This window comes from Actinomycetota bacterium (genome assembly GCA_035536535.1).
GTDB lineage: Bacteria > Actinomycetota > JAICYB01 > JAICYB01 > JAICYB01 > DATLNZ01.
The window spans coordinates 1-26,964 of sequence record DATLNZ010000171.1; the positions used below are offsets into that span (position 1 = coordinate 1).

At 68.4% G+C, this 26,964-nt stretch carries 29 protein-coding genes and 1 tRNA gene; 23 read left to right on the forward strand and 7 right to left on the reverse strand.

All coding sequences use genetic code 11. From position 1 onward, the window contains the following. Both VNE62_11425 and ndk read left to right on the forward strand, forming a co-directional pair. A partial coding sequence (locus tag VNE62_11425; protein ID HVE92889.1) for a Mur ligase family protein occupies positions 1–1,073 on the forward strand: 1,073 nt, incomplete at its 5' end. Between the two features lie 5 nt (positions 1,074–1,078). Further along, positions 1,079–1,486, forward strand: coding sequence for a nucleoside-diphosphate kinase (ndk, locus tag VNE62_11430; protein HVE92890.1), 408 nt, complete (start codon positions 1,079–1,081; stop codon positions 1,484–1,486). A gap of 90 nt (positions 1,487–1,576) precedes the next feature. On the opposite strand, the gene VNE62_11435 is transcribed toward ndk, so the two are convergent. Continuing rightward, positions 1,577–3,034 (reverse strand): LPXTG cell wall anchor domain-containing protein, encoded by a 1,458-nt coding sequence (locus tag VNE62_11435; protein HVE92891.1) that lies wholly within the window; start codon positions 3,032–3,034, stop codon positions 1,577–1,579. 319 nt (positions 3,035–3,353) lie between these two features. Between VNE62_11435 and VNE62_11440 the strand changes: the two genes are divergently transcribed. From VNE62_11440 to rsfS, 15 genes are all read left to right on the forward strand, one after another. Then, positions 3,354–4,388: a rod shape-determining protein gene (locus tag VNE62_11440; GenBank protein HVE92892.1), complete on the forward strand. Its 1,035-nt coding sequence runs from the start codon at positions 3,354–3,356 to the stop codon at positions 4,386–4,388. 15 nt (positions 4,389–4,403) lie between these two features. Beyond that, positions 4,404–5,276: a rod shape-determining protein MreC gene (gene mreC, locus VNE62_11445; protein HVE92893.1), complete on the forward strand. Its 873-nt coding sequence runs from the start codon at positions 4,404–4,406 to the stop codon at positions 5,274–5,276. Further along, the gene (gene mreD / locus VNE62_11450; GenBank protein HVE92894.1) at positions 5,273–5,767 is read left to right on the forward strand and encodes a rod shape-determining protein MreD; all 495 of its coding nucleotides are present in this window, start codon (positions 5,273–5,275) and stop codon (positions 5,765–5,767) included. The genes mreC and mreD overlap by 4 nt, the downstream gene beginning before the upstream one ends. 70 nt (positions 5,768–5,837) lie before the next feature. Continuing rightward, complete coding sequence (mrdA, locus tag VNE62_11455) at positions 5,838–7,814, forward strand: penicillin-binding protein 2 (GenBank protein HVE92895.1); 1,977 nt, start codon at positions 5,838–5,840, stop codon at positions 7,812–7,814. Continuing rightward, on the forward strand, positions 7,814–9,037 hold the full coding sequence (locus VNE62_11460; GenBank protein HVE92896.1) for an FtsW/RodA/SpoVE family cell cycle protein: 1,224 nt from the start codon (positions 7,814–7,816) through the stop codon (positions 9,035–9,037). Before mrdA ends, VNE62_11460 begins: the two co-directional genes overlap by 1 nt. 336 nt (positions 9,038–9,373) lie before the next feature. Then, complete coding sequence (locus VNE62_11465; GenBank protein HVE92897.1) at positions 9,374–10,600, forward strand: Rne/Rng family ribonuclease; 1,227 nt, start codon at positions 9,374–9,376, stop codon at positions 10,598–10,600. A gap of 38 nt (positions 10,601–10,638) precedes the next feature. Continuing rightward, the gene (gene rplU, locus VNE62_11470; protein HVE92898.1) at positions 10,639–10,944 is read left to right on the forward strand and encodes a 50S ribosomal protein L21; all 306 of its coding nucleotides are present in this window, start codon (positions 10,639–10,641) and stop codon (positions 10,942–10,944) included. A gap of 1 nt (position 10,945) precedes the next feature. Continuing rightward, entirely contained in the window at positions 10,946–11,212 is a 267-nt protein-coding gene (rpmA, locus tag VNE62_11475) for a 50S ribosomal protein L27 (GenBank protein HVE92899.1), read from the forward strand. Positions 11,213–11,249: 37 nt separating this feature from the next. After that, the gene (obgE, locus tag VNE62_11480) at positions 11,250–12,524 is read left to right on the forward strand and encodes a GTPase ObgE (protein HVE92900.1); all 1,275 of its coding nucleotides are present in this window, start codon (positions 11,250–11,252) and stop codon (positions 12,522–12,524) included. Further along, entirely contained in the window at positions 12,521–13,618 is a 1,098-nt protein-coding gene (proB, locus tag VNE62_11485) for a glutamate 5-kinase (protein HVE92901.1), read from the forward strand. The genes obgE and proB overlap by 4 nt, the downstream gene beginning before the upstream one ends. Positions 13,619–13,679: 61 nt before the next feature. Continuing rightward, a complete protein-coding gene (locus VNE62_11490) occupies positions 13,680–14,567 on the forward strand; it encodes a MoxR family ATPase (protein ID HVE92902.1) in 888 nt (295 codons plus the stop codon). Further along, positions 14,564–15,889, forward strand: coding sequence for a VWA domain-containing protein (locus VNE62_11495; GenBank protein HVE92903.1), 1,326 nt, complete (start codon positions 14,564–14,566; stop codon positions 15,887–15,889). Before VNE62_11490 ends, VNE62_11495 begins: the two co-directional genes overlap by 4 nt. A gap of 49 nt (positions 15,890–15,938) precedes the next feature. Next, positions 15,939–16,532, forward strand: a complete 594-nt coding sequence (nadD, locus tag VNE62_11500) for a nicotinate-nucleotide adenylyltransferase (protein ID HVE92904.1) — start codon at positions 15,939–15,941, stop codon at positions 16,530–16,532. Further along, a complete protein-coding gene (locus VNE62_11505) occupies positions 16,532–18,007 on the forward strand; it encodes a LytR C-terminal domain-containing protein (protein ID HVE92905.1) in 1,476 nt (491 codons plus the stop codon). The genes nadD and VNE62_11505 overlap by 1 nt, the downstream gene beginning before the upstream one ends. Before the next feature lie 19 nt (positions 18,008–18,026). Further along, positions 18,027–18,389 carry a ribosome silencing factor gene (gene rsfS, locus VNE62_11510; protein HVE92906.1) on the forward strand — a complete coding sequence of 121 codons (363 nt, stop codon included), beginning with the start codon at positions 18,027–18,029 and terminating at the stop codon, positions 18,387–18,389. Between the two features lie 4 nt (positions 18,390–18,393). Here rsfS and VNE62_11515 read toward each other — a convergent pair whose 3' ends face one another. The 3 genes from VNE62_11515 to VNE62_11525 all read right to left on the reverse strand — a co-directional run bounded on the left by VNE62_11515 (position 18,394) and on the right by VNE62_11525 (position 19,884). Next, positions 18,394–19,335: a methyltransferase gene (locus VNE62_11515; protein ID HVE92907.1), complete on the reverse strand. Its 942-nt coding sequence runs from the start codon at positions 19,333–19,335 to the stop codon at positions 18,394–18,396. Then, positions 19,332–19,772 (reverse strand): hypothetical protein, encoded by a 441-nt coding sequence (locus VNE62_11520; GenBank protein ID HVE92908.1) that lies wholly within the window; start codon positions 19,770–19,772, stop codon positions 19,332–19,334. The genes VNE62_11515 and VNE62_11520 overlap by 4 nt, the downstream gene beginning before the upstream one ends. Positions 19,773–19,811: 39 nt before the next feature. Further along, positions 19,812–19,884 (reverse strand) — tRNA-Ala (locus VNE62_11525). Positions 19,885–19,967: 83 nt separating this feature from the next. On the opposite strand from VNE62_11525, the gene VNE62_11530 reads away from it, so the two are divergent. Both VNE62_11530 and VNE62_11535 read left to right on the forward strand, forming a co-directional pair. Further along, positions 19,968–21,014, forward strand: a complete 1,047-nt coding sequence (locus VNE62_11530; GenBank protein HVE92909.1) for a M23 family metallopeptidase — start codon at positions 19,968–19,970, stop codon at positions 21,012–21,014. After that, a complete protein-coding gene (locus VNE62_11535) occupies positions 21,011–21,748 on the forward strand; it encodes a PIG-L deacetylase family protein (protein ID HVE92910.1) in 738 nt (245 codons plus the stop codon). The genes VNE62_11530 and VNE62_11535 overlap by 4 nt, the downstream gene beginning before the upstream one ends. On the opposite strand, the gene panB is transcribed toward VNE62_11535, so the two are convergent. Then, positions 21,739–22,524 carry a 3-methyl-2-oxobutanoate hydroxymethyltransferase gene (gene panB, locus VNE62_11540; GenBank protein ID HVE92911.1) on the reverse strand — a complete coding sequence of 262 codons (786 nt, stop codon included), beginning with the start codon at positions 22,522–22,524 and terminating at the stop codon, positions 21,739–21,741. The genes VNE62_11535 and panB overlap by 10 nt on opposite strands. Positions 22,525–22,646: 122 nt before the next feature. On the opposite strand from panB, the gene VNE62_11545 reads away from it, so the two are divergent. From VNE62_11545 to VNE62_11555, 3 genes are read left to right on the forward strand one after another with little or no spacing between them, the layout of a single operon-like run. Beyond that, positions 22,647–23,003: a carboxymuconolactone decarboxylase family protein gene (locus VNE62_11545; protein HVE92912.1), complete on the forward strand. Its 357-nt coding sequence runs from the start codon at positions 22,647–22,649 to the stop codon at positions 23,001–23,003. Further along, on the forward strand, positions 23,000–23,536 hold the full coding sequence (locus VNE62_11550; protein ID HVE92913.1) for an ATP-binding protein: 537 nt from the start codon (positions 23,000–23,002) through the stop codon (positions 23,534–23,536). The genes VNE62_11545 and VNE62_11550 overlap by 4 nt, the downstream gene beginning before the upstream one ends. Then, positions 23,533–24,195: a metal-dependent transcriptional regulator gene (locus VNE62_11555; GenBank protein ID HVE92914.1), complete on the forward strand. Its 663-nt coding sequence runs from the start codon at positions 23,533–23,535 to the stop codon at positions 24,193–24,195. Before VNE62_11550 ends, VNE62_11555 begins: the two co-directional genes overlap by 4 nt. On the opposite strand, the gene VNE62_11560 is transcribed toward VNE62_11555, so the two are convergent. Both VNE62_11560 and VNE62_11565 read right to left on the reverse strand, forming a co-directional pair. Beyond that, positions 24,192–25,349: a M20/M25/M40 family metallo-hydrolase gene (locus VNE62_11560; protein ID HVE92915.1), complete on the reverse strand. Its 1,158-nt coding sequence runs from the start codon at positions 25,347–25,349 to the stop codon at positions 24,192–24,194. The genes VNE62_11555 and VNE62_11560 overlap by 4 nt on opposite strands. Next, positions 25,274–25,891, reverse strand: coding sequence for a methylated-DNA--[protein]-cysteine S-methyltransferase (locus tag VNE62_11565; GenBank protein ID HVE92916.1), 618 nt, complete (start codon positions 25,889–25,891; stop codon positions 25,274–25,276). Before VNE62_11565 ends, VNE62_11560 begins: the two co-directional genes overlap by 76 nt. A 65-nt stretch (positions 25,892–25,956) precedes the next feature. On the opposite strand from VNE62_11565, the gene VNE62_11570 reads away from it, so the two are divergent. Beyond that, positions 25,957–26,883, forward strand: a complete 927-nt coding sequence (locus tag VNE62_11570) for a DUF523 and DUF1722 domain-containing protein (protein HVE92917.1) — start codon at positions 25,957–25,959, stop codon at positions 26,881–26,883. The last annotated feature ends 81 nt before the right edge of the window (positions 26,884–26,964 follow it).

A 26,964-nucleotide genomic window follows, 5' to 3' on the forward strand; every position in this document is an offset into this window, starting at 1 on the left:
GAATCCAGGTCGGGGACGCGCCCATCGACGAGCAGTCGTTCGCGGCCACCCTCGCCTATCTGAGGCCGTACGTGGAGATGGTCGAGGAACAGCTGGCTGAGCGCCTGACCTACTTTGAGCTGCTAACTGCCATGGCGCTGGAGGTGTTTTTCGACCGCCCCGTGCACGCCGCTGTCCTGGAGACCGGACTGGGGGGCGAATACGACGCCACGAACGTGGCGGACGCGCGGGTGGCGGTCGTGACGAAGGTCGCCCGTGACCACGTGGGCGAGTTCGGCGACGATCTGCAGCGGGTGGCGTGGGAGAAGAGCGGGATCATCAAACCGGACAGCGTGGTCGTGACCGCGGTCGACCAGGCGGAGCTTCTGCAGGTCGTGCGGGAGCGGGCGGAGGAGCGGGGGGCGAAGGAAGTGCTGGTTTTCGGCACGGAGGTCCAGCTGGTTTCGCGGAATCCGGCGGTGGGGGGGCAGGTGATCGCCGTCCGAGGCCCGTACGGCGTCTACGGGGACCTGTTCGTCCCGCTGCTCGGCCCCCACCAGGCGGTCAACGCCGCCCTGGCCGTCGCGGCCGTGGAGGCCTTCGCGGGCGAGGCGGTGGACCCCGAAGCGATGGCCGAAGGTCTCCGGCGGGTCAGAGCCCCTGGCCGCATCGAGATTCTCGGCCGGCGGCCGCTGATCGTGTGCGACGGAGGACACAACCCCGACGCGGCACACGCGGTCGTCGAGACGCTTCGCAGGGAGCTGGAGTACGGCCGGGTGCTGGCGGTGTTCGCGATGCTCGAAGACAAACTCGTCGAGGAGGTGCTGGCGATCATCGGCCCGGCGTGCGACGGCGCGTACGTCGCGGCCCCTGCCTCTTCCCGGGCCGCGGATCCCCAGCGGCTGGCCTCGGCCCTGGCCGAAGTAGGCGTGAGCGGCACGGCGGTCACCGTGCTGCAAACGGTCCCCGAGGCGCTGGCTGCCGCGCTCGGCGAATCGTCGGACGACGACGCCGTCGTCATATTCGGAAGCTTTGTGGCGGCGGGGGAGGCCCGGGCCTGGTTGCGCGAACGGGGCCTGCTCCCCCAGTCTTGACCGCTATGGAGAAGACCCTGGTGCTCGTGAAGCCCGACGGCGTGAGGCGGCGCCTGGTCGGAGAAGTCGTTTCCCGCCTCGAGCGCAAGGGACTGACCCTTGTCGCAGGCAGGCTGTTCACGATCGACGAAGACACGGCATCCCGCCACTACGAAGAGCATCGGGAGAAGCCGTTTTTCGGCGAGCTCATCTCTTTCATCACCTCCGGCCCGGTGATGGCGCTGGCGGTGGAGGGGCCCGAAGCGGTCACCGTCGTCCGGACGCTGATGGGGCCGACCAATCCCGTGGCGGCTCCGCCCGGGACCATCCGTGGGGACTACGGGATCCTCATCACAGAGAACCTCGTCCACGGCTCGGACTCTGCTGAGTCCGCGGCAAGGGAGCTGTCGCTGTTCTTCCCGGACCTCGGCTGAGTTCGTTGCCCCAGCCCACTGGGGCGGAGATCGTCCCTGGAATGCGAAAGGGGCCCCCGTAGGGGCCCCTTTCGTCTCCTCGCCGATCGTTTAGCGAACCCGGCGGCGCAGGGTCAGTGCTCCTGCGGCGAGCAGCAGTCCGGAGATCATCGAGACCATGGCCGGCGCGCCGGTCGCGGGGAGCTGGGCTCCGCCCACAGCCGGGGCGTTGAGAGCCTGGGCTCCGACGGCGGTCTCGACCGTGGGGTCGATGCGGACCTTGACCAGAGTGTCGCCGGCCGCGATCCCGAGAGCATCGATGGCCACGGGGGCCTTCGGTGCGAACTCGATAACGAACGCGGAGACCGACTGGGAGGCCGAGGTGCCGTCCTCGGAGGCCGAAGCCTTTGAAGCGTCGCAGAGGTTGACGGAGACGCCGGCCTGGTTGAGCACCGAGTCGACTTGAGACTTGACCGCGGCGACCTGGTCCGTCGGGACCGGCAGCGCGACGGGCTTGCCGCCGACTTCGACGTACAGGCTCTTGCCGTCGAGGGACGCCCCCGTGTTCCCGCCCATTCGCACGTCGGCGATGGAGCAGGCGGACGTGTTCTTGGCCGAACCGGCCGTGCCGGCAGCCTCGGAGTGCGAAGCCAGGTTCATCAGGCCGACGTTGACGAGGCCGCCGAGGACGTCGACCGACTTGATGATCGACACCGAGTCGGAGCTGGCCCGGCCGTCCGCTGTCTTCTGCGCGGTCGTCGACGAAGCGACGTCCTTGATCGAAGCCAGATTCGTGGACAGCGGGTTGGGGATCGCCGGCAGCTGGATCGCCGTCGCCAGGTCCGTGCTGCTGTCGATGATGGGGCCGACCGTGGGGTCTGATGCCAGCGGAGTGCCGGCCAGAGCTGCGGTCACCTCGTCGGTGGTGTCGTCGAGGGTGGTGTTGGCGGTGGTGACGGCGCTGTTGATCTGCGTGATCAGGTCCGTGAACGCGGCCTGCAGCTCAGCCGGCAGAAGAGCACCGACCGCTTGAAGTGAGGTGTCCACTGAAGCGACGGACGCGCCACCGTCGACCTTGGGTCCCGCCGCGACCGCTGCACGCAGGACGCCTGCGGTGGCGTCAAGCACTGGCAGCTGCACGGACGGAAGCGAGATGGTCTGCAGAGTCGAGGACTTGTCGTCCCCGATCGTGGTGGCCGTAAGGGCCGGAAGCGTGCGGAACCCGTCACCGAGGACCGAGTAGGCCTTGGTGGTGTTGGTGGAGGCTTCTGCTGTGGTCCGTCCCAGGTACTGGTCGACCACGAAGGGGAACGCCTCCGGCAGCTCTGCCTGCTGTGCGGCGGGAAGAGCGGCGCGAGTCGTGGTGTAGTTCTGCTGCACCGTGTCCTTGACGGTCTGCGGCAAGCCGCTGAGGTCCACCGTCACCCGGAGCGCGAAGCCCGTGGCGTTGGACGAGAACTGAGCAAGATCCGCTGAGGCGGGCTGCATCGCAACCGGGCTCAGCGCGAGCGTGCCGGAAAGGGCAGCCACCAAGGCGACCCTCCGGGCCTTCGATGCCGTGAACTTCATGGCTACTCCCCTTCTGTCGGCGGGATGTCTGACTGCTGTTCCAACGAAGGGGGAGGTGTGCGGGAAACGGTCAACGCAGCATTCAGGGGGTTCCGGCCCAACTCGGCATCGGGGGTTCTGGGGCTAACGTCCGCATTGCGCCCGAACCCGCCGGTCCGGCCCCCGTCGTCGGGTGTGCAGCCCCGGAGCGGCTTAGGGGGTAGGCTGTGTACGAACCTGCGTTCCGTTACGACCGTCGCTGCCCTTTGACCGGATGGGGCCGCTGGGGGACAATGACCAGGCATCCGGCCTAAATCCTCCAGGCTCAAAGGAATTCCCCTTGTTCGAAAACACCCTGCAGTACCTCGGACGGGACATGGCGGTCGACCTCGGGACGGCCAATACCCTCGTATACGTCCGGGGGCGCGGGATCGTCCTGAATGAGCCGTCCGTGGTGGCTATCAACCAGAAGACGAGCGCGATCCTCGCCGTGGGGGCCGAGGCCAAGAGGATGGTCGGGCGGACCCCGGGCCACATCTCCGCCATCAGGCCACTCAAGGACGGCGTCATCGCCGACTTTGACGTGACAGAGCAGATGATCCGCTACTTCATTGCCAAGGTTCACGGGCGACGGAAGCTCGCCAAGCCCCGCATCGTCATCTGTGTGCCCTCTGGGATCACGGGCGTGGAGCAGCGAGCCGTCGAGGAAGCCGGTGCTCAAGCGGGGGCGCGCCGGATCCACATCATCGAAGAGCCCATGGCGGCCGCCATCGGAGCCGGACTGCCGGTGCACGAGCCGACCGGGAACATGGTCGTGGACATCGGTGGTGGGACCACCGAGGTCGCCGTCATCTCCCTCGGAGGCATCGTTGTGGCCGAGTCCATACGCACGGGTGGCGACAAACTCGACGACGCGGTCATCCAGTACATAAAGAAGGAGTACTCGATGATGCTCGGCGAGCGGACGGCCGAGGAGGTCAAGTGGTGCATCGGGTCGGCCTTCCCGTTGCCCGACGAGCCGCGCGCCGAGATCAGGGGGCGTGACCTCGTCACCGGGCTCCCGAGGACCATCACCATCTCGGCCGAGGAGGTCCGGCGCGCCTTGGAAGAGCCGGTTTCCAACATCGTCGACGCCGTGAAAAGCACCCTCGACCGGACCCCCCCCGAACTCGCGGCGGACATCATGGATCGAGGGATCGTCCTCACCGGAGGCGGAGCGCTCCTGCGCGGACTCGATGAGCGTTTGAAGCACGAGACCGGGATGCCCATCCACGTCAGCGAAAGCCCTCTGCACGCGGTCGCGCTCGGGGCCGGTCGCTGCCTGGAGGAGATCGAGTCCCTCAAGAACGTCCTCATCACGTCCACCCGCCACTAGCGGGGGGGAGACCTTATGTGGCGTCGACAGACACGCCACCGCTCCGTGATCGTCGCGCTGGTTTTGGCGACCATAGTCGTGCTGACTCTGGACTTCCGCACCGGGCTGATCGATGGCCTGTCTGGGGCGACGACCGAGGCGGTGGGGGTTTTCCAGGCCGGGGTGCGCACGCTGGTCCGCCCGGTGGAGAGCGCCTTTGGGATCGTGGGCGACTTCGGGCAGCTGCGTGAGGAGAACCGCGGCTTGCGCGAGGAGAACGAGCGGCTGCGCCGTCAGGAGGGGATTTCCCGCGGGCTCGTCCGTGAGAATGCGCGCCTCAAGGAGCTGAGCAAGCTGGAGGATCGCTTTGATTTGGACAGGATCCGCGCAAGGGTCACCGGAAGCTCATTGACCGGCCTCGAGAAGGTGGTGACGATCGACAAGGGGTCGGCCTCCGGAGTCGTGGACGACGCAGCCGTCCTGGGACCGGAGGGCCTGGTGGGCAGGGTGCTCAAGTCCGAGCGCCACAGTTCGACGGTCCTGTTGCTGACCGACTCGCAGTCTTCGGTGGGAGTGAAGCTGGACAAGAGCGGGGAGACGGGTCTTGTACGGGGTACGGGCCGTCCCACCCTGAGCATGGAGCTGGTGGCGCCGGAGGCCCTGAAGGAGCGCAAAGTCCGGGTCAAGGACGTCGTGCTCACGTCCGGCTGTCAGGGTGGCATCTTCCCGCCCGGGATCCCGCTCGGCCAGGTCGAAAGGGTCGATCCCGAGCCGAGGGGCCACGACTACGCCATCGAGGTGAAGCCTTTCGCCAGGCTATCCGCGCTGGACATCGTCACCATTGCAAGCCCGATCGACTCGCTCAAAGGGGACTCGGGCACCCTCTGTCCGTCGGAGGCCCCGGTATGAAGCGCGGCCTGGTCCTTTTCCTCGCCTGCTTCACGGCGATCCTCGCCTCCTCGGAACTGGCCTTCACGCTCCCGATCCGCGGCATCGGCCCGGACCTGCTCATCGTCGTTGTCGCCACCTACGCCAGCCGCGAGGAGCCCCAGACGGCCGCGATCGCGGGGTTCGCCGCAGGGTTTCTGCGCGACCTGCTGCTGACGTCCCCGGCGGGATTGTCCGCGCTCGCCTATGCCCTGACCGCCTACGCCGCCGCCATCATGGGGGCCGGGCGGGGCGTGTGGACCTATGTGGCGCTGGTGGGCGGCGCGACGCTGGCCTCGCAGTCACTGCACGGATTGGGAACCATCCTGCTGGGGCAGGACGCCGATTTGCTCCCGCTACCCCGGGTGGTTTTCCTCACCACCGCCTACAATGTGCTCCTGGCGCCTTTGCTGATGCCGCTGCTGCGCAAGATCACTTTGGTGGAGCGGTCCCCGGCAGTGGCGGGCGACTGAGCCCGGCCGGCAGCGCAGCCGACAAAAGGAGAATTCACTGAACCAGGAGGTCTCACGCGTCCGGTTGACGGTGATCAACCTGCTCACGCTGTCCCTTCTGTTCACGCTGGTGGCCCGGCTGTGGTTTTTGCAGGTCCTTGCCGCGCCGCACCTGCGCAAAGAGGCCGATCAGACATCGATCCGGCTGATCCACAAGCAGGCCCCCAGGGGCTTCGTCTTCGACCGCAACCTCACGGCGCTCGCCCAGAACCGCACGGCGCTGACTGTGGCTCTGGACGTGTCCAGACTTCCCGCGGAGCGGGCGGACACGGTCCTTCCGAAGCTTGCCAGTGTCCTGGACCTCAGCGAACGAGATGTCCGCAAAGTCGTGGAGGACGTCCGGTACGGCATATACGAGCCCAGGCCGCTGGCGCTGGACGTCCAGGAGGAGAAAGTCGTCTACCTGCTGGAGCACCAGAACGAGTTCCCGGGGGTGCTGGCCGTCGAGATCCCCGTCCGGGAGTACCCGCTCGGGGCGCTGGCGGCACACGCGGTCGGCCACGTGGGCAAGATCAGCGAGACCGAGTTCAAGGAACGTCAGAAGCGCGCGCAGGCAAAGCGCGCGCAGCGTGAGAAGGCCAAAGCGGCCGAGATCGAGGTCCCGCCGGAGCAGTACAGGGCTGACGACCTGATCGGCAAGATCGGCATCGAGCGTGTCTACGAAGAGGACCTTCGCGGGCAGCCTGGTTACGAAAAGATCACCGTCAACGTCCGGGGAGAGAAGGTCGACACCCGGACCTCCCGCAAGCCGGTCCGCGGCTGGGACGCCATTCTGACGATCGACAAGCACGTCCAACGCTCCGCCGAGGAGGCCCTGGAGCAGGGGGCCCAGGTGGCCCGCCGTCTGCTCGACCATGACACGGGCCGCAACTTCGCCGCTCCCGCGGGCGCCGTGGTCGCACTTGACCCGAGAAACGGCGAGATCCTCGCGCTGGCCTCCAACCCCAGCTTCGACCCGAACATCTTCGTCGGCTCCGCTCCCCCGGGAGAGCTGGAGAGGATCAACGACCCCCAGTCCCATAAGCCGATGTTCAACCGGGCGATCGCCGAGCGCACCGCCCCCGGGTCGACGTTCAAGCCGCTGACGGCCGTGGCCGCCTGGGAGGTCGGAGGCGTGTCCCCGGAACGGATCTTCACCTGCCCGGGTTTTCTCGAGGTCGGCAACAGGCGGTTCAAGGACTGGGACCCCAAGGGACACTCAAAGGTCGAGCTGTCCAGGTCGCTCTCGGAGTCCTGCGACGTCGTCTACTACACGCTGGGCGTGGAGATGAACCAGCGGCGCAGCGAGATCGGCGAGCACCTGCAGTCCGTCGCAAGGTCCTTCGGTTTCGGAAGCCGCACGGGCGTGGACCTGCTGGGCGAGAACGCCGGGGTCGTCCCGGACATCAAGTACAAGGAGAGGCTGTACAAGGACTCTCCCCAGGCCTTTGAGAGGCGGTGGTTTGACGGAGACTCCGCGAACCTCGCCATCGGCCAGGGGCTGCTCGCGGTGACGCCCCTTCAATTGGCGGCCGCCTACGGAGCACTGGCAAACGGAGGGACGGTCTACAGGCCACACGTTCTGAAGTGCCTGGCGGAGCTGAACATCTCGTCGCTGCCGCCCGCGCGCCAGGCCTGTGACTCGGGCAGCGTCAAGGTCCCCGAGAAGGCGAAGCCGAAGGTGCTGAGCGAGGTCCGCATCGCGGACAAGGAGGCCCTGCGGTTCGTGTCCGATGCCATGGGGGGTGTCGGCGTCGATAAGGGGACCGCGGCGCCGGCGTTCGCCGGGTTCCCGTTCGAGCAGGTTCCGGTGGCGGGTAAGACGGGAACGGCCCAGGTCGCGCAAAAGCAGGACTTCTCCTGGTTCGCCGCCTACGCGCCTGCCAACGACCCGCAGATCGTCGTGGTTGCGCTGGTCGAGGAGGCAGGGACGGGGGCCCAGATCGCAGCTCCCATCGTCCGCAGGGTCATGGAGACCTACTTCGGTCTGCCCGTCGGCAACATCTCGGCCGGCGCGAGAGCCGACTGATGTCGCGTCCGATAAGCGAACGTGGAGCCGCCGCGCTGCGACACCTGGATCTGGTCACAGTCGGCGCCGTGGTCGGTCTCATCTGCATGGGGCTCGTCGCCGTCTTCACGTCGTTCTCGGCCACCATCGACCCGGACAGGGGAGACAGCTTTTTGGCCGGGGGCCAGCTGTTCAACCGCCAGCTCGTCTTCGTCGTGATCGCCGCGGCCATCATGGTTGCGTCCGTCCTCACCGACTACCGCTACCTCAAGGTGTACGCGGTTTTCATGTACGTGGTGTGCCTGGTCCTGCTCATTGCGGTCCTGACGCCCCTGGCGGATAGCATCAAGGGGTCCCAGAGGTGGATCTCTCTCGGGGTGCTCAAGCTTCAGCCTTCCGAGATCGCCAAACCGGTGCTGGCCGCCACGCTGGGGGCCTACATCTCCGAACGCAGGGGATACCTCGACCTCCAGGACGTCCTTCGGTGCATCGGGATCGTCCTGCCGTATGCGGTCCTTGTGTTCCTGCAGCCGGACTTCGGGACGATGCTCGTCCTGTCATGGATCCTGCTGGTGATGCTCGTCATCGGAGGCGCGGGGTGGCGTCAGATAGTGGTTCTCATATCCATCGGCACCATTGGCGTCGCAGGGCTGTTCCAGCTGGGAGTGGTTCAGGACTATCAGCGGACGCGCCTGGAGGCCTTTCTGGACCCGAAGAGGGACCCGACCCGCACGGGCTACAACTACCTGCTCACCCGGCAGGCGGTCGGCAACGGCGGGTTGACCGGGACCGGGATCAACTTTCTCAAGCGCGAGGAGCCATCGGCCCTTTCGGCGTCACCGGGTCCTGCCGCCCCGGGCGCCCCGGAGAGGCTGGCTCTCACCACGAACCTTCAGTTCGTGCCGGAGCGTCACACCGACTTCGTCTTCACCGTCCTGGCCGAGCAGATGGGCTTTCTCGGGGGGGCCACGCTGATCGCTCTGTACGGGACTATCTTCGTCCGGGGCCTGCGCGCAGCCGGACAGGCCCGTGACCCCTTCGGCGCCTTGATAGCCACTGGACTGGTGGGATACATGGCTTTCCAGGTCTTCGTGAACATCGGCATGACGGTGGGACTCGTGCCGATTACAGGTATCCCGTTGCCGTTTGTCTCATACGGGGGCTCTTCGCTGGTCGCCTCGGCCTTGGCCGTCGGAGCGCTGCTGTCGGTCCAGGTCCGCAGGTTCGCGCGTCCCCTGGCGTGACGGGGGCGACCCGCGTCGGGGCCGGAGGCCGCCGCTGGCCGGTGATATGCTGAATCCGATTTGCAACTGTTCCCGCACGCCTCCGGCTGACGCCAGGTGACCGCGGTGCGCAAGGCTTGAACCGGCACTCCGAGAGCACGCTCGGGGCACCCAGTGGAGAGTGCCCCCCCTGGAGCGGAGGCCGCCCGCCAGCGTCGCGTCCCTGTCCGGGAGCCGGGGCTGCCCGCCGATAGGAGTGTTTTGAGCCAGCAGAACAGGGGCCGCGGCCGACGCGGCCCCCGTGGCCGCCCCCCCCGGGTCGACCGCGACATTCCAAAGCCGCCCGACTCGCGAGTGATGATGGTCGGAGGCTCCGCCGAGCACGCGCACGTCGCGGTGCTCGAAGACGACGTCCTGGTTGAGCACTACGTCACCAGGAAGGCCAGGCGATCAATCGTAGGAAACGTCTACCTGGGCCGCGTCCAGAACGTTTTGGCCGGCATGGAGGCGGCCTTTGTGGACATCGGTCAGCCACGCAACGCGGTGCTTTACGCCGGGGAGCTCGCCCCGGAGACCGAGATCGAGGGCGCCTCCACTCCCCGCATCGAGCAGATGCTGCGTCCGGGCCAGACGGTTCTCGTTCAGGTCACGAAGGACCCGATGGGGACGAAGGGAGCGAGGCTCACGACCATCGTGTCGCTCGCCGGCAGATACCTTGTCCTGTTGCCGAACGGCTCCGGATACGGGATCTCCAGGAGGCTGTCCGACGACGAGCGCAACCGCCTCAGGGACATCGCCCGCGGGATCCGGCCGGACGGTTACGGGCTGGTCATCAGGACGGCGGCCGAAGGCGCGGGGGCCGACGAGCTGCTGCGCGACCTCAACCGGCTGGTGAGGCTGTGGGAGGAGATAGACCGCCGCAAGCAGAAGGCCCAGGCACCGCTTGAGATATACGTCGAGCCGGATCTGGTCATCCGCGTAGTCCGTGACCTGTTCTCAAAGGACTTCGACAGGCTCGTGGTGGAGGACCCGGACGTCTACGACCGTGTGTCGAAGTACGTGGAGGCTGTTGACCCGGAGCTGTCCCAACGGGTCCAGCTGCACGAGGGACCTCTGCGGATGTTCGATTCCTACCAGGTGACCGAGCAGCTCCGGAAGGCCCTCGAACGCAAGGTGTGGCTCCCATCGGGCGGATACATCGTGGTGGACCGGACCGAGGCCTTCACCGTCATCGACGTCAACAGCGGCAAGTACGTCGGCCGGTCCAACCTCGAGGACACGGTGGTGCGGATCAACCTCGAGGCCGCCGACGAGGTCGTCCGACAGCTGAGGCTGAGGGACATCGGCGGGATCATCGTGATCGACTTCATCGACATGCTGATGGCTCAGAACAGGGAGGCCATCCTGCGGGCGTTCCGGACGGCGCTGGAGCGCGACAAGACCAAGACGCAGGTGATCGGGATCTCTCCCCTCGGGCTGGTCGAGATGACCCGCAAGAACGTGTCAGAGGGACTGGTGGAAGCTTTGAGCACCCCCTGTCCCGCCTGTGAGGGGCGCGGCGTCGTCATCGAGGACATCGGCTGATACACTGGAAGGCCTTCGGGAACTGGAGCGGCTTTCGCATGTACGCGATCATTCGAGCAGGTGGAAAGCAGTACAAGGTGGCGTCCGGCGACGTCATCCAGGTCGATCGTGTGGCCGCCGATCCGGGTGGTGCGCTCACGTTCGCGCCGCTGATGCTTGTCGACGGCGACAACGTCAAGTCCACCCCTGGTGAGCTCGAGGGCCTGCAGGTGTCCGGAGAGGTCGTGGGGCACCTGCGGGGGCCTAAGATCCGCGTCTCGAACTACCACGCGAAGACGGGGTGGAAGAAGACCAAGGGCCACCGTCAGGAACTGTCGACGGTGCGGATAACGGGGATCGGCTGACATGGCACACAAAAAGGGCGGCGGCTCGTCCCGAAACGGCCGCGACTCCAACCCGAAGTTCCTGGGGGTCAAGGCCTACGGTGGCGAGACCGTCAAGGCGGGCAGCATCATCCTGCGGCAGAGAGGGACGAAGGTCCATCCCGGGATGCGCGTCGGAAGAGGTGGCGACGACACCCTCTACGCCAAGGCGCCGGGTCAGGTGAAGTTCTACACCTCCGGCGGACGAAGCTTCGTCTCCGTCGTACCCGCCGAAGTTCCCGCGCAGTAGCGGGCCGCGCGCAAGCGCCGGCCGCGGACGGTAGCCGATGGCCACGGGATTCGTAGACGAGGCACAGATACAGGTCCGCGCCGGCGACGGCGGAAACGGCTCGGCCTCCTTCCGGCGGGAGAAGTACCGTCCAAAGGGGGGTCCCGACGGAGGGGACGGGGGCCGCGGCGGTTCGGTGGTCCTGGTGGCCGACCCCGAACGGGGGACGCTTGCCGAATACCGGCTCCGGCGGATGTTCAGCGCGTCCCACGGCGTCAACGGCGGTGGGAACACCCGCAGCGGGGCCGACGCCTCGGACCTCGAGCTGATCGTGCCGGTGGGCACGCTGGTCCGCGACTCCGGGACCGGGGAGCTGCTCGCGGACCTCGCCAAGGCCGAGGCGCGGTATGAGTGCGCCAAGGGTGGCCGGGGAGGCCGCGGCAACGCGTCCCTGGCCAGTTCCGCCGAGCGGGCGCCGTCGTTCGCTGAAAGGGGAGAGCCGGGCGAGGAGCGCGGTCTGGACCTGGAGCTGCGCCTCGTGGCTGACGTGGGCCTGCTGGGTGCGCCCAACGCCGGGAAGTCCACCCTCCTGCGACAGGTGTCCGCGGCACGCCCCAAGGTGGCCGACTACCCGTTCACCACGCTCGAGCCCCATCTGGGAGTGGCGGATATCGAGGGCAGGCGCTTCGTGATGGCCGATTTGCCGGGACTCATCGAGGGAGCCGCGGAGGGGCGCGGTTTGGGGGCCCGGTTCCTGCGCCACACGCAGCGATGCGCGCTGCTTGCCGCGGTCGTCGACACAGCCGGCTCCGACCCCGTTGCCGACCTTGAGTCGGTGCTGACCGAGGTTCGCGCGCACGAGCACGCGCTGGCGGAGCGTGTCCGGGTGGTGGTGGCCAACAAGACCGACATGCCGCAGTCGGAAAGCGGCGTGGAGCGGGTTAAGACCTGGGCCCGGGACCACGGGATGGCCTGCGTGCCCGTTTCGGCTCTGGAGGGGCACGGGGTGAGCGACCTCGTGGACCTCCTGGTGGAGGAGGTCGAGAAGGCCAAGGCGGAGCGTCCGCCCGAGGAGACCTTCGCGGTCTACCGTCCGGTGCTCGCGGACCCGGTCACGGTCGAGCGCGAAGGCTCAGGCTTCCGGGTTCGCAGCGGCCGCGTGGAGCGGCTGGTCTCGATGGCACCGCTGGCAAACCCCAGAGCGGTTCGGCACCTCCAGAGGCGGCTCAACAGCCTGGGGGTCGAGAAGGCGCTGGGCGACGCCGGGGCGACGGAGGGCGACGACGTGTACATCGGCGAAGCCACCTTCGAGTACCACCCGGAGACGATGTGACCCGCGCCGCCGTCGCGGCCTCCCGCCGGGTGGTCGTGAAGGTGGGGACGTCGGCGCTGACGACGCCGTCCGGACGGCTTGACAGGCGCCGCATCGACCGGTTCGCGCAGGAGCTGTGCGACCAGGTGGACGGCGGGCGGCAGATGGTCTGCGTGTCGTCGGGAGCCATCGCGGCTGGACTTGGCCCCCTGGGACTTTCACGCCGGCCTACGGACATGGCCTCGCTGCAGGCCGCCGCGGCTGTGGGCCAGTCACACCTGATGCACGCCTACTCGACCGCGTTCGAGAACCGGGGGCGTGCGTGTGGACAGGTCCTTCTCACGCGGCAGGACGTGATGCACCGCCATGCCTACGTGAATGCCCTCAACACGTTCCGGAGACTGCTCGCGCTGGGATGCGTGCCCGTCGTGAACGAAAACGACACCATCGCGACCGACGAGATCCGGTTCGGAGAAAACGACCTTCTCGCGGCGCTGGTCGCCAACCTGGTGGGAGCCGATGCGCTCCTGCTGCTGTCCGACGTGGAAGGACTGCATGAGTCGGCGGACGGTCCGGTCGTGGGCGAAGTGGAGACCGTGGACGACACCGTGGAGCAGATGGCGACCGGCGGTGGGTCCGGGCTGTCGTCGGGGGGGATGAAGTCCAAGCTCGCCGCTGCGAAGATCGCCACGAGGTCCGGCATTCCCGTGGTCATCGGCCGTTTTCGGTCCGGTGCCGTCGGCAGGATTCTGTCCGGGGGGAGGGTCGGGACCCTGTTTCACCCGGTCGAGGGTCGCATGGCCAAGCGCAAGGCCTGGATAGCTTTCGCAACGGTTGCCCGCGGGAAGGTGATGGTCGACGAAGGGGCCAGGTCGGCGATCGCGGCGGGAAACCGGTCGCTGCTCGCGGCCGGAGTCCGCGGCGTGGAGGGGACCTTTTCGCCCGGCGACGCCGTGGACATCGTCGACGACGGTGGCGTCGCGTTCGCCCGCGGTCTCGTCGGCTTCTCATCCGACGAGCTGGCACGGGTGGCCGGCATGGATTCCCGGGCCGTGGGGGAGCTGGTCGGCCGAGGGCGCGAGGTCGTCCACCGAGACGAGCTGGTGGTGCTGTAGCCTTGACGGTCCCCCCCGCAGGATCCGCACCACGATACGACGACTCGACGAAAGGCCGTCCGTGACTGCGCGCTTCCCGTCGTCCGTCCCCGAGGTGGTCGAGCGGCTCGGCTCGGCGGGCTACATCGCCGACACGCCAGTCGCCACGACCGTGTTCCTCGCTCTACGGCTGGGAAAGCCGCTGCTCGTCGAAGGACCCGCGGGCGTGGGCAAGACCGAGCTGGCGAAGGCTACGGCCCGCTCCAGCGGACTGGAGCTTGTTCGCTTGCAGTGCTACGAGGGGCTGGACGAGGCGCGGGCCCTCTACGAGTGGAACTACCGCAAGCAGCTGTTGCGCATCCAGGCGGATGAGGCACGGGAACACTCCTGGTCCGAACTGGAGGACTCCATCTTTGACGAGGCGTTTCTGCTCGAGCGTCCCCTGCTGAAGGCGATTCGGTCGGTGGAACCGGTGGTCCTGCTCGTGGACGAGGTCGATCGCACCGAGTTTGAGTTCGAGGCGTTTTTGCTGGAGCTTCTGTCCGACTTCCAGGTGACACTGCCCGAGCTGGGGACTCTGGTTGCGCGGCACATCCCGGTGGTGTTCCTCACGTCCAACGCGACACGGGAGTTGTCGGAGGCGCTCAAGCGACGTTGCCTGTACCTGTACATGGACTATCCGGAGCAGGACCGCGAAAAGCAGATCATCCTGTCCCGCGTGCCCGAGCTGCCCGAGGCGCTGGCGGACCAGATGGTGCGGATCCTGCACTCGATCCGACAGCTGGAGCTTCGCAAGAGTCCGAGCATCTCCGAGTCGCTGGATTGGGCGCGCACCATCCTGGAGCTCGGTATCGGGACGCTGGACGAGACCGCCACACGCGAAACCCTGGCCGTGATCCTGAAGCACAGGCAGGACCTGGACAGGGTGACGCGCGAGCTGAAGCTGTCCGCGCAGTCGCCGCCGCGATGAGCCTCCTGGACCGGCTGCAGTCCTTCTCGGCTGCGCTGCGCGACGCGGGCGTGCCGGTCTCCAACCACGAGATGCTGGTGGCCACCCAGGCCCTGTCCCACCTCGACCTTGCCGACAGAAACGTCTTCAGGGCCGGCCTGGCGGCTTCGATGTGCAGGGCGCCGGGCCACCTGGAGACGTTCGCGCGGTTGTTCGACCTTTTCTTTGCGCCGCATGTGACGGAACGGCGGGAGGTGCCGGAGGCCCTCGAGGAGTTGTCTGAAGACCAATTGCTCGAGGCACTTGACCAGGCAGTGGCTGGGGGGCCGGATGGGGACATCCGCCGGATCTCGCAGGCGATCCTTGACCGCTTGTCGGCCGACGCGTCCGGAGGCTTTCTGCTCTACAGGGCGCTGCGGTTCGCCGACCCGGACCGGATGCTGCGGCGTCTGGCGGGGGACGAGGGCGACGACCTCGACTCGGCCCTGGAGCGGATGCGCGTGTCAGCGCGTCTGCAGAGGCTGAGAAGGATCCTGGAGCAGGAGGTCCGCCGCAGGATGGTTGCCGACTCCGGGCCGGAGGACGTGGCGCAACGCATCCTGAGGGCCCCCTTGGAGGAGCGGGACTTCACCACCATCACCTCAGACGAAGTCGCGGACGCTCGTCGCGCTGTGATCGCCTTGGCGCGGCGGCTGTCGACCCGGCTGGCAAAGCTGCGCAAGCAGGGCGCGAGGGGGCGTCTGGACATGCGCCGGACTCTGCGCGCCTCCTTGAGCTCAGGAGGGACGCTGGCCGACCCGAAGTTCAAGGTGAGATCGCCGTCCCGGCCGGACCTGGTCCTGCTCTGCGACGTCTCAGGCTCCGTCGCCGCGTTCACGCGGTTCACCCTCCTGCTGGTCGCGGCGCTGCAGGTGCAGTTCCCACGGATCCGGTCATTTCTGTTCGTGGACACCGTCGACGAGGTCACCGACGTGTTGAAGGCCCAGGATCCGTCCGAGGCCATCCCCAGGGCCCTCCAGATTGCCGACGTCGTGTGGCTGGACGGCCATTCGGACTATGGACACTCCCTGAAGGTGTTTCACGACCGTTACCTCGATGCAGTCGGTGAGCGGACGCACGTCGTGATCCTCGGGGATGCACGCTCGAACTATCGAAAGCCGGAGGAGTGGGTCGTAAAGGAGCTGCGGCGGCGCGCCAAGCGCGTCTGGTGGCTGAATCCCGAAGCGCAGCGGCACTGGGACACTGGCGATTCCGTGGTCTCCGCCTACGCACCCCACTGCGAGGCTGTCCACGAGTGCCGGAACCTGAGACAGCTCGGCCGGTTCGTGGAGAAGCTCGCGTGACCTGCCGCGACAGCTGTTGCGGCCCGCGGCGCGGCTTAGAGTGGAGGCGATGACCGTCCGGCTCGGGATCATGGGCGGCACGTTCGATCCCATCCACCATGGGCACCTTGTCTGCGCCGAAGAGGCCCTGCACGCGCTTCAACTGGACAGCGTGCTGTTCGTGCCCGCCGGGGCCCCGTGGCAGAAAGAGGGCCGCGTCATGTCCAGTGCTGAGGACAGGTACGTGATGGTGTGCCTGGCAGCCGGTGGAGACGCCAGGTTCGCGGTGTCGAGACAGGAGATGGACCGGGCCGGTCCTACCTACACCGTCGACACGCTGCGGGCCTTGAGGCACGAGCACCATGAGCCCGCTGAACTGTTCTTTCTGGCAGGGTCGGACGCCGTGGCGCAGATCTCGACTTGGAGGCAGCCGGACGAAGTGATGGACCTTGCGACGGTTGTCGCGGCCGCGAGGCCGGGCCACGAGCTCCCATTGACTCTCGCCAACGATCCCCGAATCCGGGTCCTGCCGATCCCGCAGCTGGCCATCTCGTCCAGCGACATCCGGTCGCGCGTCGCCTCCGGGCTCCCGTGGCGCTACATGGTTCCCAAGCCGGTCGCCGACTACGTAAGCTCCCGCGGGCTGTACGCGGGGCACTCCTGATGTCCAAGGGGTGGTCGGGTGGGCGATGGCCGGGCGACGGCGGCGAGTCGCCGCAGGAGGACCGGCCGTCGGAGGAGTCGCTTCCGGGACCTGCAGAGCCACAACCAGTGGACACGCGAGACGAGGCCGGGGAACTCCCGGCCCCCGGAACCGCGACGGACGCTTCTGAAGGCGGCGCCGAGCCGCCGCGGGCCGGGCTCGCACCCGCGGGTGGGGAGCCTGAGCCGGCGCCCCCACGGAGAGGGCGACGCAAAGCCGTCCGGCTGAAGCGCCCGCCGCGGATGATTCCGCTGCCGCTGGTCTCAAGGCTCGTGCCCCGGCGGCTGGTGCTGGCGGCGGCCATCGGGCTGATGGTTCTGACTGTGGTGGCGTCCTACCTGGTCCTGGACTTCGATCCGGTGCGCCCGCCGGCACGGAGCCCCGCACCCGGGGCGGTGAACACCCAGCTGGTGCTGCTGTCGGTCGGAGCCGACACTCCCGGGAAGCCTGCAATGGCGCTGCTGTACCGCGGTCCGGCGGAGTCCACGCTCGTCCTGATCCCGGCCACGACTGTGGTGGAGGTCCCGGGCCTGGGCCCCCGGTACGTCTCGGCGGCGACGTCCGAAGGGGGCCCCCGGGCCCTGGAAACTTCGGTGGCGGTGGTTCTCGGCACCCGCGTCCCGTCGCTGCTCCAGGCAGGGGCGGCGCAGACCTCGGGGCTGGTGGACGTGCTCGGGGGGGTCGTCGTGGACGTCCCCGAGACAGTGGAGATCGAGGACGCGGGCACGCTGCGGCCGGTGTTCACCCGCGGGGTGGCGCGCATGTCCGGGGCGTCGTTCCTGGAGTTCATGTCCGTCGCTGTGCCGGGGCAGTCCGAACCCGACCGGCTGGCGCGCCAGGCGGTGGGCTGGAGGGCCCTGTTCTCATCGCTGCGCGCACGGGGGGCCGAGCTTCGCGGGAGTCTCGAGCCCTGGGAGGGAAATCTCGACGGTGCCGCGGCTGCCGACATCCTCTCCTCGGCCGCCGCCAAGCCCCTGCAGGTGCTCACGCTGCCGGTGAACCGCCTGGCGAGTCCCGGCGAGGAGAGCTACTCCGTGAACGCGCGGGAGCTGGACGTCATACATCGGGAGCTCGACGCCGTCCGGACCGTCCGACACGTCGAGGGGCGCAGGGTCCGGCTGCTGGTCGGTGCCGACGGAGCGGTCGGGCCAGCCGTGGCGGCGAAGCTGGTCGAGGCCGGTTTCGTGGTGAAGATCACGGGGACGGCAAGCCGTCGTTACGACGCATCGCGGGTGGTCGTGCCGTTGCCCCGGCGGGGAGAGCTCAACGAGGCGGCGCAGGAGATCCTCGGGCTCATCGGCATGGGGACTGTGGCCGTCACCAGGCTCGACCAATCCGCGTACGATGTGACGGTGGTCATCGGAAGAGACTGGGCTGCCGCCAACGGGTTCACGCAATCTGCGGCACCGCCTCCTCCCCCCGCCGCACGTCCATGAAGGGAGCTGAGGGCACCGTTTGACGCCGCTGGAGCTGGTACGGGTGGCGGCCGAAGCCGCCTCCGACAAAAAGGCTCAGGCAATCGTCGCCCTGGACGTCCGTGAGCTTCTGGCCATCACCGACTACTTTCTGATCTGCTCCGGCACGTCCGAGCGCCAGGTGCGCACCATCTCCGACGAGATAACCAAGCAGCTTCGCGAGTCGGGGGCCCGGATCATCAGGCGGGAGGGCGAGCGGGAGGCACAGTGGATCCTGCTCGACTATGAGGACTTCGTAATCCACGTCTTCGGAGCCGAGCAACGCGAGTACTACGACCTCGAGCGTCTCTGGAAGGACGCCCCCAGAGTTGCCGTCCTCAGTGGGGAGAAAGCGACCGGCTGACCCCTCAGCCGCACCGGATCACGCTGTGAGTCCGGCGCGCCACGACCGTGGGCTTGTTGGACCGCTGGGATACCTTCTCGATGAAGGCGCGCTCGAGTGAGCCGTGAACGACCATGAGCAGCACTCCGTCGCGCGATCGCCGTACGAGTGCGTCCAGCAGCTCTTGCGCGTCCTCCCGGCCCGCGTGAGTGGGGAAGTTGCAGACGGTCAGGGGAGTGGGCCCAAGGCTCCCGGGATCGGCCGAGAAGACCAGCGAGGTGCCGGCGCCGTGGGCGGCGACGTTGGTCTCCGCCAGGGCAAGCGACGGAGAGTCGATGTCGGAGGCGACGACCCGCTCGGCCAGACCGTTGGCCAGCAGTCCCACAGCGAGGGGGCCGTACCCCGTGCCGATGTCGGCCACGACGCTCTGAGGGCCCAGTTCGGATGCGGCCTCGAACAACAACCGGGTCCCGTCGTCGATGCGGTCGCCGGAGAACGCGCCCCAGTCCGCGGCAAAGGTGAGCTCGGCTCCCCCGAGGCGGTCGCGGAAAGATCTGGGAATGGGCTCGGGCCCCGGCGGGGGAGCGGGGCCCTTGAATCGACGCAGCGGCCCGTCACGCGTCTCCAGCAGCGTCCAGCCCCTTTCCGTGAGCAGCCGCCGCACTCCGGTCGCGCCTCCCCGCCGGTCCGCCGCCCACTCGACCTCCGAACTCTCAGGCACGGCGAGCTTTGAGCAGACGAGCCACTCCACGGCGGCGGCGAAGGAGTACCCGCGCCACCGCGGTGGCGCCACGTGGACCTGCGGCGCGGGCTCGGCAGCGCCGGCCACGGCATCGTGAAAGGGAACCGAGAGCAGGCCGCGCCGTACGGCCTCGAGGTGCTCCGCCAGGGTCAGGGACACCACCGCGTCATCCGGCCGCCAGACCGATGCATCGCCAAGCACCCACCTGGCAGGCCTCTTCGTCATATCGCCCCGGCACACGCCTGCGAAGCAGCTATCTGCGCGGTGTAGTCGACCGGCTCCAGGTCGGACAGCACCCCGGAGTACTGCTGGGCCACCACGTCGATGGCGCCGTGGCCGCGGTCAAAGGGTCCGCCCGCCAGGACCCAGGTCCCGTATCCGATGTGGGAGCCCTTGGGGGTCGTCAGCTGCGACGAAACGAAGGTGTACGAACCACGCTTGACCGCCGCGAAACCTCGCAGCGTGACGTCGCGCTGTACGTCCATGGTCTCGTGCCACCCGGACAGCGCAGCGAAGTCCACTGGCCTGCACCGGTACACCCACCACCCGGACGGGATGAGCAGCCGCTGCTGGAAGGCGAGGAGGACTGCGACCGCGGACAGGCCTACCGCCAGCCGCTTGGCCCGTCGCCTGCGGCGCCGGCTTCGGGGGACGACGATCACGCCTCCATCATCCCCCGGCTGGCAGCAGCGGGGACGGTGTGGAGCCGAGGGGATTCGAACCCCTGACCTCCTGGATGCCATCCAGGCGCTCTACCAACTGAGCTACGGCCCCGGGTGCGCAGGACGGTGAGTAGTCTACACGGCACCCCCGGCGGCCTCGTTGACTGGCATCGGCAGACCTGCCTACAGTCTCGCGTGCTTCGCCCTTCTGCCTCCGCCCGCCGGGTTGCAGCCGCGACGGCGGTCGTGGGGCTTGTGCTCACACCCCCGGCGGCGGCACAGCCTCAGCCCGGAGGCGGCACGCGCATCGGCGAGCTCAAGGAGCAGGAGCGACAGGCCCGGTCCGGACTGGCGGAGGCGCGGCGCCAGCTCGACGCAGCGGTCTCCGAGTACGAGGCGGCTCAATCGCGGATGGCGGAGGCCGCGCGACGGCTGCGGCTGGCGCGGGAGCGCTCGGATGCCCAGTGGTCGGCGCTCGCTGATGCGAAGACCCGGCTCGAGCTACGGGCGGTGTCGCTGCACCGGGAAGGGCGCCTGAAGCTGCTCGACGCCCTGCTGCAGTCGCAGACCCTGTCTTCTTTCGTCCGGCGCGCAACCTACATGGCGCATGTCGCCGGACGTGACGCCGAGGTGGTCCGGCGCGTGGAGGTCCGGCACGCCGACGCGGAAGCTGCGCGGGCCGCCGTCCGGGTGGAGGCGGAGGCTCTGCACGCCGACCTTCGCGCGATGAGCGGCCGGGAGGCCGAGATAGATCGACGGATGCAGGACCTGTCCGGGCGTCTGGAGCGGGTGAAGTCCGACATCCTGGCGGAACAGTCGAAGTTCCGGTTCCCGGTCAAGCCTCCCTACTCGTTCACGGACACCTTCGGTGCGCCGAGGATGACCGGTACCGAGTACGAGCACCTTCACGAGGGCCAGGACATCTTCGCCCCGATGGGGGCTCCGGTGGTCGCGGTGGTCGCCGGTGTTGTCGAGAACGCCGGGGAGGCGGTGCTCGGCGGGACGAAGCTCTGGCTACGCGGGGATGATGGCTTCAGGTATTACTACGCGCACCTGTCCGCGTACGCGCCCGCCGGCAGCAACGGTGCGCGCGTGGACGCCGGCACCGAGATCGGCTACGTCGGTGACACCGGCAACGCGAAAGGCACCCCGCCCCACCTGCACTTCGAGATTCACTCGGCCTCCGGGGCCATCAACCCCTACGCGACGCTGCGGGCTGCCGAGTCGGCCTGGGGCCGATGAGCGACGGACTGCGGGTGTTGTGCGTCGCCGCGCACCCGGACGACATCGAGTTCTCCTGCGCTGGTGCGGTGGCCAGGTGGGTAGACGAGGGGGCCGACGCGGCCTACGTGATCGTCACGGACGGGTCCACCGGGACGGAGGACCCGGAGATGGCCGGCGCGAAACTTGCGGCAATCAGGCGCGAAGAGACGATGGCGGCCGCCAAGGTGGCCGGTGTCGAAGTCGTTGAGTTCCTGGGCTACCGCGACGGCTACCTGGAGCCAACCCTGGAACTCCGACGTGACATCGCCCGCGCGTTCCGCAAGTACAGGCCCCACAGGTTCGTGGTCCCGGACCCCGCACCGTTGCCCGGAGGCTGGTTCGTCAACCACCCGGACCACCGCGCGGTGGGCCATGCGTGCCTGGACGTGACGATCACCGCCGGGACCACGCCGGGACACTTTCCCGAGCTGCTGGACGAGGGACTGGCGCCGTGGCGGGGCCTGCGCGAGATCTACATCGCCGGACCAGCGGGCGGCGAGACGGTCGTGGACATCACCTCGACCGTGGACAGAAAGGTCGCGGCGCTTCTGTGCCATGCGTCGCAGGTGGGCGGGTGGGACGTGGCGACGGCCGTCAGGTCGTGGACCGCCGACTACGGCCGGCCACACGGGTTCGCTCACGCCGAGGCCTTCCACGTCCTGACTCCGTTGCGTCCGGACACCGGCGAGACGGAAGCAGCCGCTCAGTCGTAGACGTGCCCGGCCGCCGGGTAAGCCCCTTCGGCTACCTCTTTGGCGAAAGCCTGGACCGCGGTGGCGATGTCGGCCCCCATGTCGGCGTAGCGCTTGACGAAGCGGGGGGCGGGTCCCGCCGTCAGGCCGAGGAGGTCGTGCAGGACCAGCACCTGCGCACTGGTTCCGGGACCCGCGCCGATGCCGATCGTGGGCACGTCCAGCGCCTCTGTGATTCGGGCGCCGAGCGCCGCGGGGACGCACTCCAGCACGACGGCGAAGGCACCCGCCTCCTGAAGGTCCACGGCCGCGCGCAGCACGGTCTCGGCCTGGTCGCCCCGTCCCTGAACGCGGTAGCCCCCAAAGGCGTGCACGTGCTGCGGCGTCAGCCCCAGGTGCCCCATGACGGGGATCCCCTGGCGGGTCAGCGCCGAGACCAGGGCGGGCCGGTGCCCCTCGAGCTTCACCGAGTGCATCCCCGCCTGAAGAAACGCAACGGCGTTGGTAATAGCGTCGGATTCCGAAGCGTGGTAGGTCCCAAAGGGCAGGTCGCCGACCAAAAGGGCGTTCTTGGCGCCTCTGGCGACTGCTCGCGCGTGGTGGAGCATCTCGTCCAGCGTGACCGGCAGGGTGGTCGGGTATCCGAGGACGACCTGGGCAAGGGAGTCACCCACCAGCAGGACGGGGATCCCCGCGTCGTCGAGAATGCGGGCGGTCCCGGCGTCGTAGGCAGTGACCATCGCAAAACGCTCGTCGCGCGCGCGCCATTCGCGAAGGTCGTGAATCGTTACCGGCATCGGCGTGCCTCCTTCCTCGGGGCCGCTGCGGGTCCCCTGGACGTCAAGATCATCCCACGCTTGCCGGACACAGCGGTGAAGGTGGCAGGATAGCCGCGGGACGGGAGGGACTTCGGGTGGACGTGGACGGCAGGGCATTTCTCGAGGACATGGTCCGCAAGCGCGGATACGTCCAGGACTTCCACAGGACGCTGGCGGAGCACGACCTGGAGTTCCTGAAGGCCTACGAAGGCCTGCTGGACGTGTCCTACCTCAAGCAGCGCAGGCTGTCCCGGCTGACCAAGGAGCTCATCTACATCGCCTCGCTCGCCGTCATCGGGGCGACGCGCGACCACCTTCGCGTCCACATGCGCGTGGCGGCGCAGGAGGGCGCCACCTCGGACGACATACTCGAGGTCCTGGAGCTGGTCCTGCCAACTTCCGGGGTCGCGAGGTTTGTGGAGGCCGTGGCGGTATGGCGCGAGGTGTTTGAGTCTTGACGCCGAGGCGGATCGTGGTGGTCGGTTCGTTCTCCACCGGCAAGACCACGCTGGCCGAGGCGGCCGCGGCCAAGCTCGGCCTGAAGCTCCTTCCGGAGGTGGCCCGGGAGGTCGTGGCGCTGGGGTTCAAGCTCGACAAGGACGCGACGGTGGAGTGCGAGACCCTGATCTTTCTGCGCCAGTACTACAACGAGCTCAGTCACCATGAGTTCATCGGAGACCGGTCCCTGATCGACTCCCTGGCCTATGCCGGCTGGGTCCTGGACAACCAGGAGCGACGCAAGGAGTTCGCGATGTGGGATGCATGCCTGGACATCGCCGCGCACGGGATGCGTTCGGCCTACTCGCATGTGTTCTATCTGCCCATTGAGTTTGGGATCGTGCCGGACGGGCTTCGCCCCGACGACCCGGAGTTTCAGCGGGACATCGACCTTCGGATCCTCGAGTTGCTGCGCCACCACGAAATCCGCCACCAGACGCTGACCGGGACCGTCCAGGAGCGTCTGGACGCTCTGGTCCAGGCCGTGTCATGACGGGCTTGGACTCCTCGACCGAGTCGTACCTGGAGGCCGTGTTCGAGCTGGCCGAGATCGGTGAGCGCGTCACGGCCGCCCGCCTCGCCCGGTGGTTCCAGGTGGCGGCCCCGGCCTCCGCCGAGGTGGTGGCACGGATCGAGCATGCGCAGCTGGTAGCTGTGGAGCCCGACGGCACGGTCGTGCTGTCCGAACGGGGGCGCGCCGTAGCTGAGCAGATGGCCGGCCGGCACCGCATCATCGAGCGCTACCTGGTCGACGTCCTGGGGGTCCCATGGCACCTCGCGGACGAGGAGACGCGGAAGATGGAGCCGGGCGTCTCCGACGTTGTCGTCGATCGGATGCGCGAGTCCATCGGCGACACCAACCGCTGCCCGCACGGCAATCCGATCCCGGGACTTGCTCCGGTGCCGCCGGTGGACCTGACTCCCCTGGACGAGTGCGGGCCCGGGTCCGTAGTGCTGATCGACCGCATCCGGGAAGACCTCGAGCTGGACCTGGACATGCTCCGGTACCTCGAGGACCACGACCTGCTGCCCGGACGCCGCCTCACGGTTTCCGAGCGGGACCCCCACGGCGCGGTGACGGTGACCGGCGAAGGCTCCCCGGTCTCGGTGGGACCGGCCATCGCCTCACACGTTCTGTGCGTGAGCGCCTAGTACGAGCGCAGAACGCGCCTGAGGATCGAGCTCAGGTCGACCAGATCCCGGACCCTGACCCACTCCCGGTCTGAGTGTGCTGAGTCCAGATCTCCCGCTCCAAACACCACGCAGGGGATGCCGTGTCGCAGCAGAAGGTGTGTCGCGTCGGTCCAGGAGGGCATTCCCGTCAGCCGGAATCCTCTCCCCATGGCCTCCCGCAGCCGGGACACCACAGGAAGGTCCTGCGGGACCTGTATCGGCTCACAGACGTCGATGACGCGGTAAGAGCCTTTCCCGGACTCCCCGAGCTCCGTTGACAGGACGGCCTCCAGCTCCCCTCTCGCCTCGGCGGCGTCGACCTGGGGGAGAAGGGTCAGCGACACCTGGGCCGCAGCGGTCGCGGGAGTCCTCCACAGGTGCTCTCCCGCCTGCAGAACTCCGAGGTGCACACGCGGCGGAGGCACGAGAGGATTCGTGTGCCGCAGAAAGGAGCATTCCGCCCGCAGCAGCTCGAGGATCCGCAGAAGCTCGTCGGCTGCGGAGACACCTCCGACCGCCATGTGACGTGGCTCGCGGTCGATTCGTATCTCCAGGTCGATGCAACCCGACTGCGCGACGGAGACCCCCAGGCCCGTCGGCTCCAGGACGATCCCCCCCTCGGCCGGGCGCAGCGACTCCGGCAGGTCCAGGCGCTGGGAGCCCAGACCCCCGGACTCCTCGTCGCAGCAGACGACCACCGTTGCGGCCGTATCCGGCTCGGACGCAAGCGCGTCCAGAAGCGACGCCAGCTGCCCCTTGGTGTCGACCACCCCGCGGCCGACCAGCAGTCCGTCCTCCTGTCGGCATTTCCATGGGTCTGGGTGGCCATGGGGAGGGTGGACGTCGGCGTGGGAGCAGAACCACGGCCCCCCGGACCCGCGGCTGGCGATCAGGTTCGGCCTGCCCGGCTCGATCTCCTGGAGGCGGACCTCGAAGCCGGTTTCCTCGAGCAGCGAGGCGAGCAGCAGCTGGACCTCCTGCTCGGACTCGTGCGAAGGAAGCGCGACCAGCCGGGAGGTGAGGGCGACTATGCGCGCGGCGTCCGGTGCCGCCCCGGTCAGAGCGAGGCGCGGTGCTTGGGCAGCGACGTCGGCTCGATGCCCTCGAGCTCGAGGAGGTCGTACTTGATGCACAAGCCGCCGCCGAACCCGGTCAGGCTCCCGGTCGATCCGATGACCCTGTGGCAGGGGACGATGACGGCGACCGGATTGCGGTGCAGCGCGCCGCCCACCGCCCTAGCCGCCTTCGGACGCCCCACCGCGCGTGCGATCTCCCCGTAGCTGCGAAGTTCGCCGAACGGGATGCGGCTGGTGGCGACCAGGACGTCGTAGGCGAAGCCGTGGACGGGGCCGAGGTCCACGGTGAGGTCGAAGACCTTACGCCTGCCTTCGAAAAACTCGTCGAGCTGCTCGCGGATCGGGTCGAGGAGCTGCGCGTCGCGTGGTGCCGCTGCCTCGACTTCGAGAGCGTCAAAGTCCAGGCGGCAGATGCCGCGCTGCGAGACCGCTACGCGCAGCGGACCCACAGGGGAGTCGACCACGTCCGAGGCGACGGCCACCGCCGGACCGGGAGGGGCCAGCCGGCAGACGGCGACAGTGGTCTCTGCCGGCGCAGGGGCTGGAGCTTCGGGCAGGATGTCGGCGCGCGGGGTGGACGGCCTGCGGTGGTCGGTCATCAGGGTCTCCTCGTGTCGGCGGGCATGCTGCTGCCGGAAGCGCATATGTCCATACTCGACGCATCATGGCACCCGGCACGGACACGGCGATGGGACGTCCGCGGGTGGGAGTTTCCAGCTGCCTGCTTGGGGACCGGGTCCGTTACGACGCGGGGCACAAGCGCCTGGACGTGGTCGCCGGTGTGATCGGGGACCACGTGGAGTGGGTGCGCGTGTGTCCGGAGCTCGAGGTGGGGATGGGGGTGCCTCGCGAGCCCGTTCGGCTGCTGCGGGGGCCTGGAGGTCCGCGCATGACGGGCGTGGAGTCCGGCCGTGACTGGACCAGCGAGATGCGGGCTTGGGCTTCGCGGCGCCTGGCCTCGCTCGGGACTCTGGACGGTTTCGTCCTGAAGGCACGCTCACCGTCGTGCGGCCCCCGGGACGTTCCGGTCGCCGGTTCCCCCGCCCCCGGCGGGGGCCTCTGGGCGAGACACCTCGCGTCGGCGCTGCCGGGCCTGGCCCTCGCCGACGAGGACCACCTGCAGGACCCCGAAGCCCGTCACCACTTCCTGGAGCGGGTGTTCGGGGCACGGCGGTGGCACGCGTTCCTGTCAGCGGAGCGGCGGGACGGCGACCTGGCAAGGTTCCACGACCACCACCACCTGCAGATCCAGGCCCGGGGCCCTGAGAGGGCCGCCGATCTACGCGCGCTCGCGGCCTCCGCCGGTTCGCGGGCATCGCTCGACGACCTGGCCGGATACGGAGAGGTATTCACGTCGGCGCTGGCCGACAGGTGCCTGCCGGACAGCGCTGCCGACGCGCTGCGCCCGCTGGCTCCGCACTCGCGGCCGCAGCTCCTGGAGGCGGTGTCCGCGTACGAGGCCGGGGACGTCGGCCTGGACCGCGTCATCCTGCTCGTGGTCGGGGCCCGGGGGGACGCCGGGTCGCTGCCCAGCGTCCTGCACCCGTATCCACTTGATCTCCTGGACCGCCTGGCCGGGGCCGGCGGTTAGGCCCCGGCGCGGCAACGGTAGAATCGCCCATGCGCAGGCCCTACGACTTCGCGTCCATCGAGAAGAAATGGCTCGAGTCCT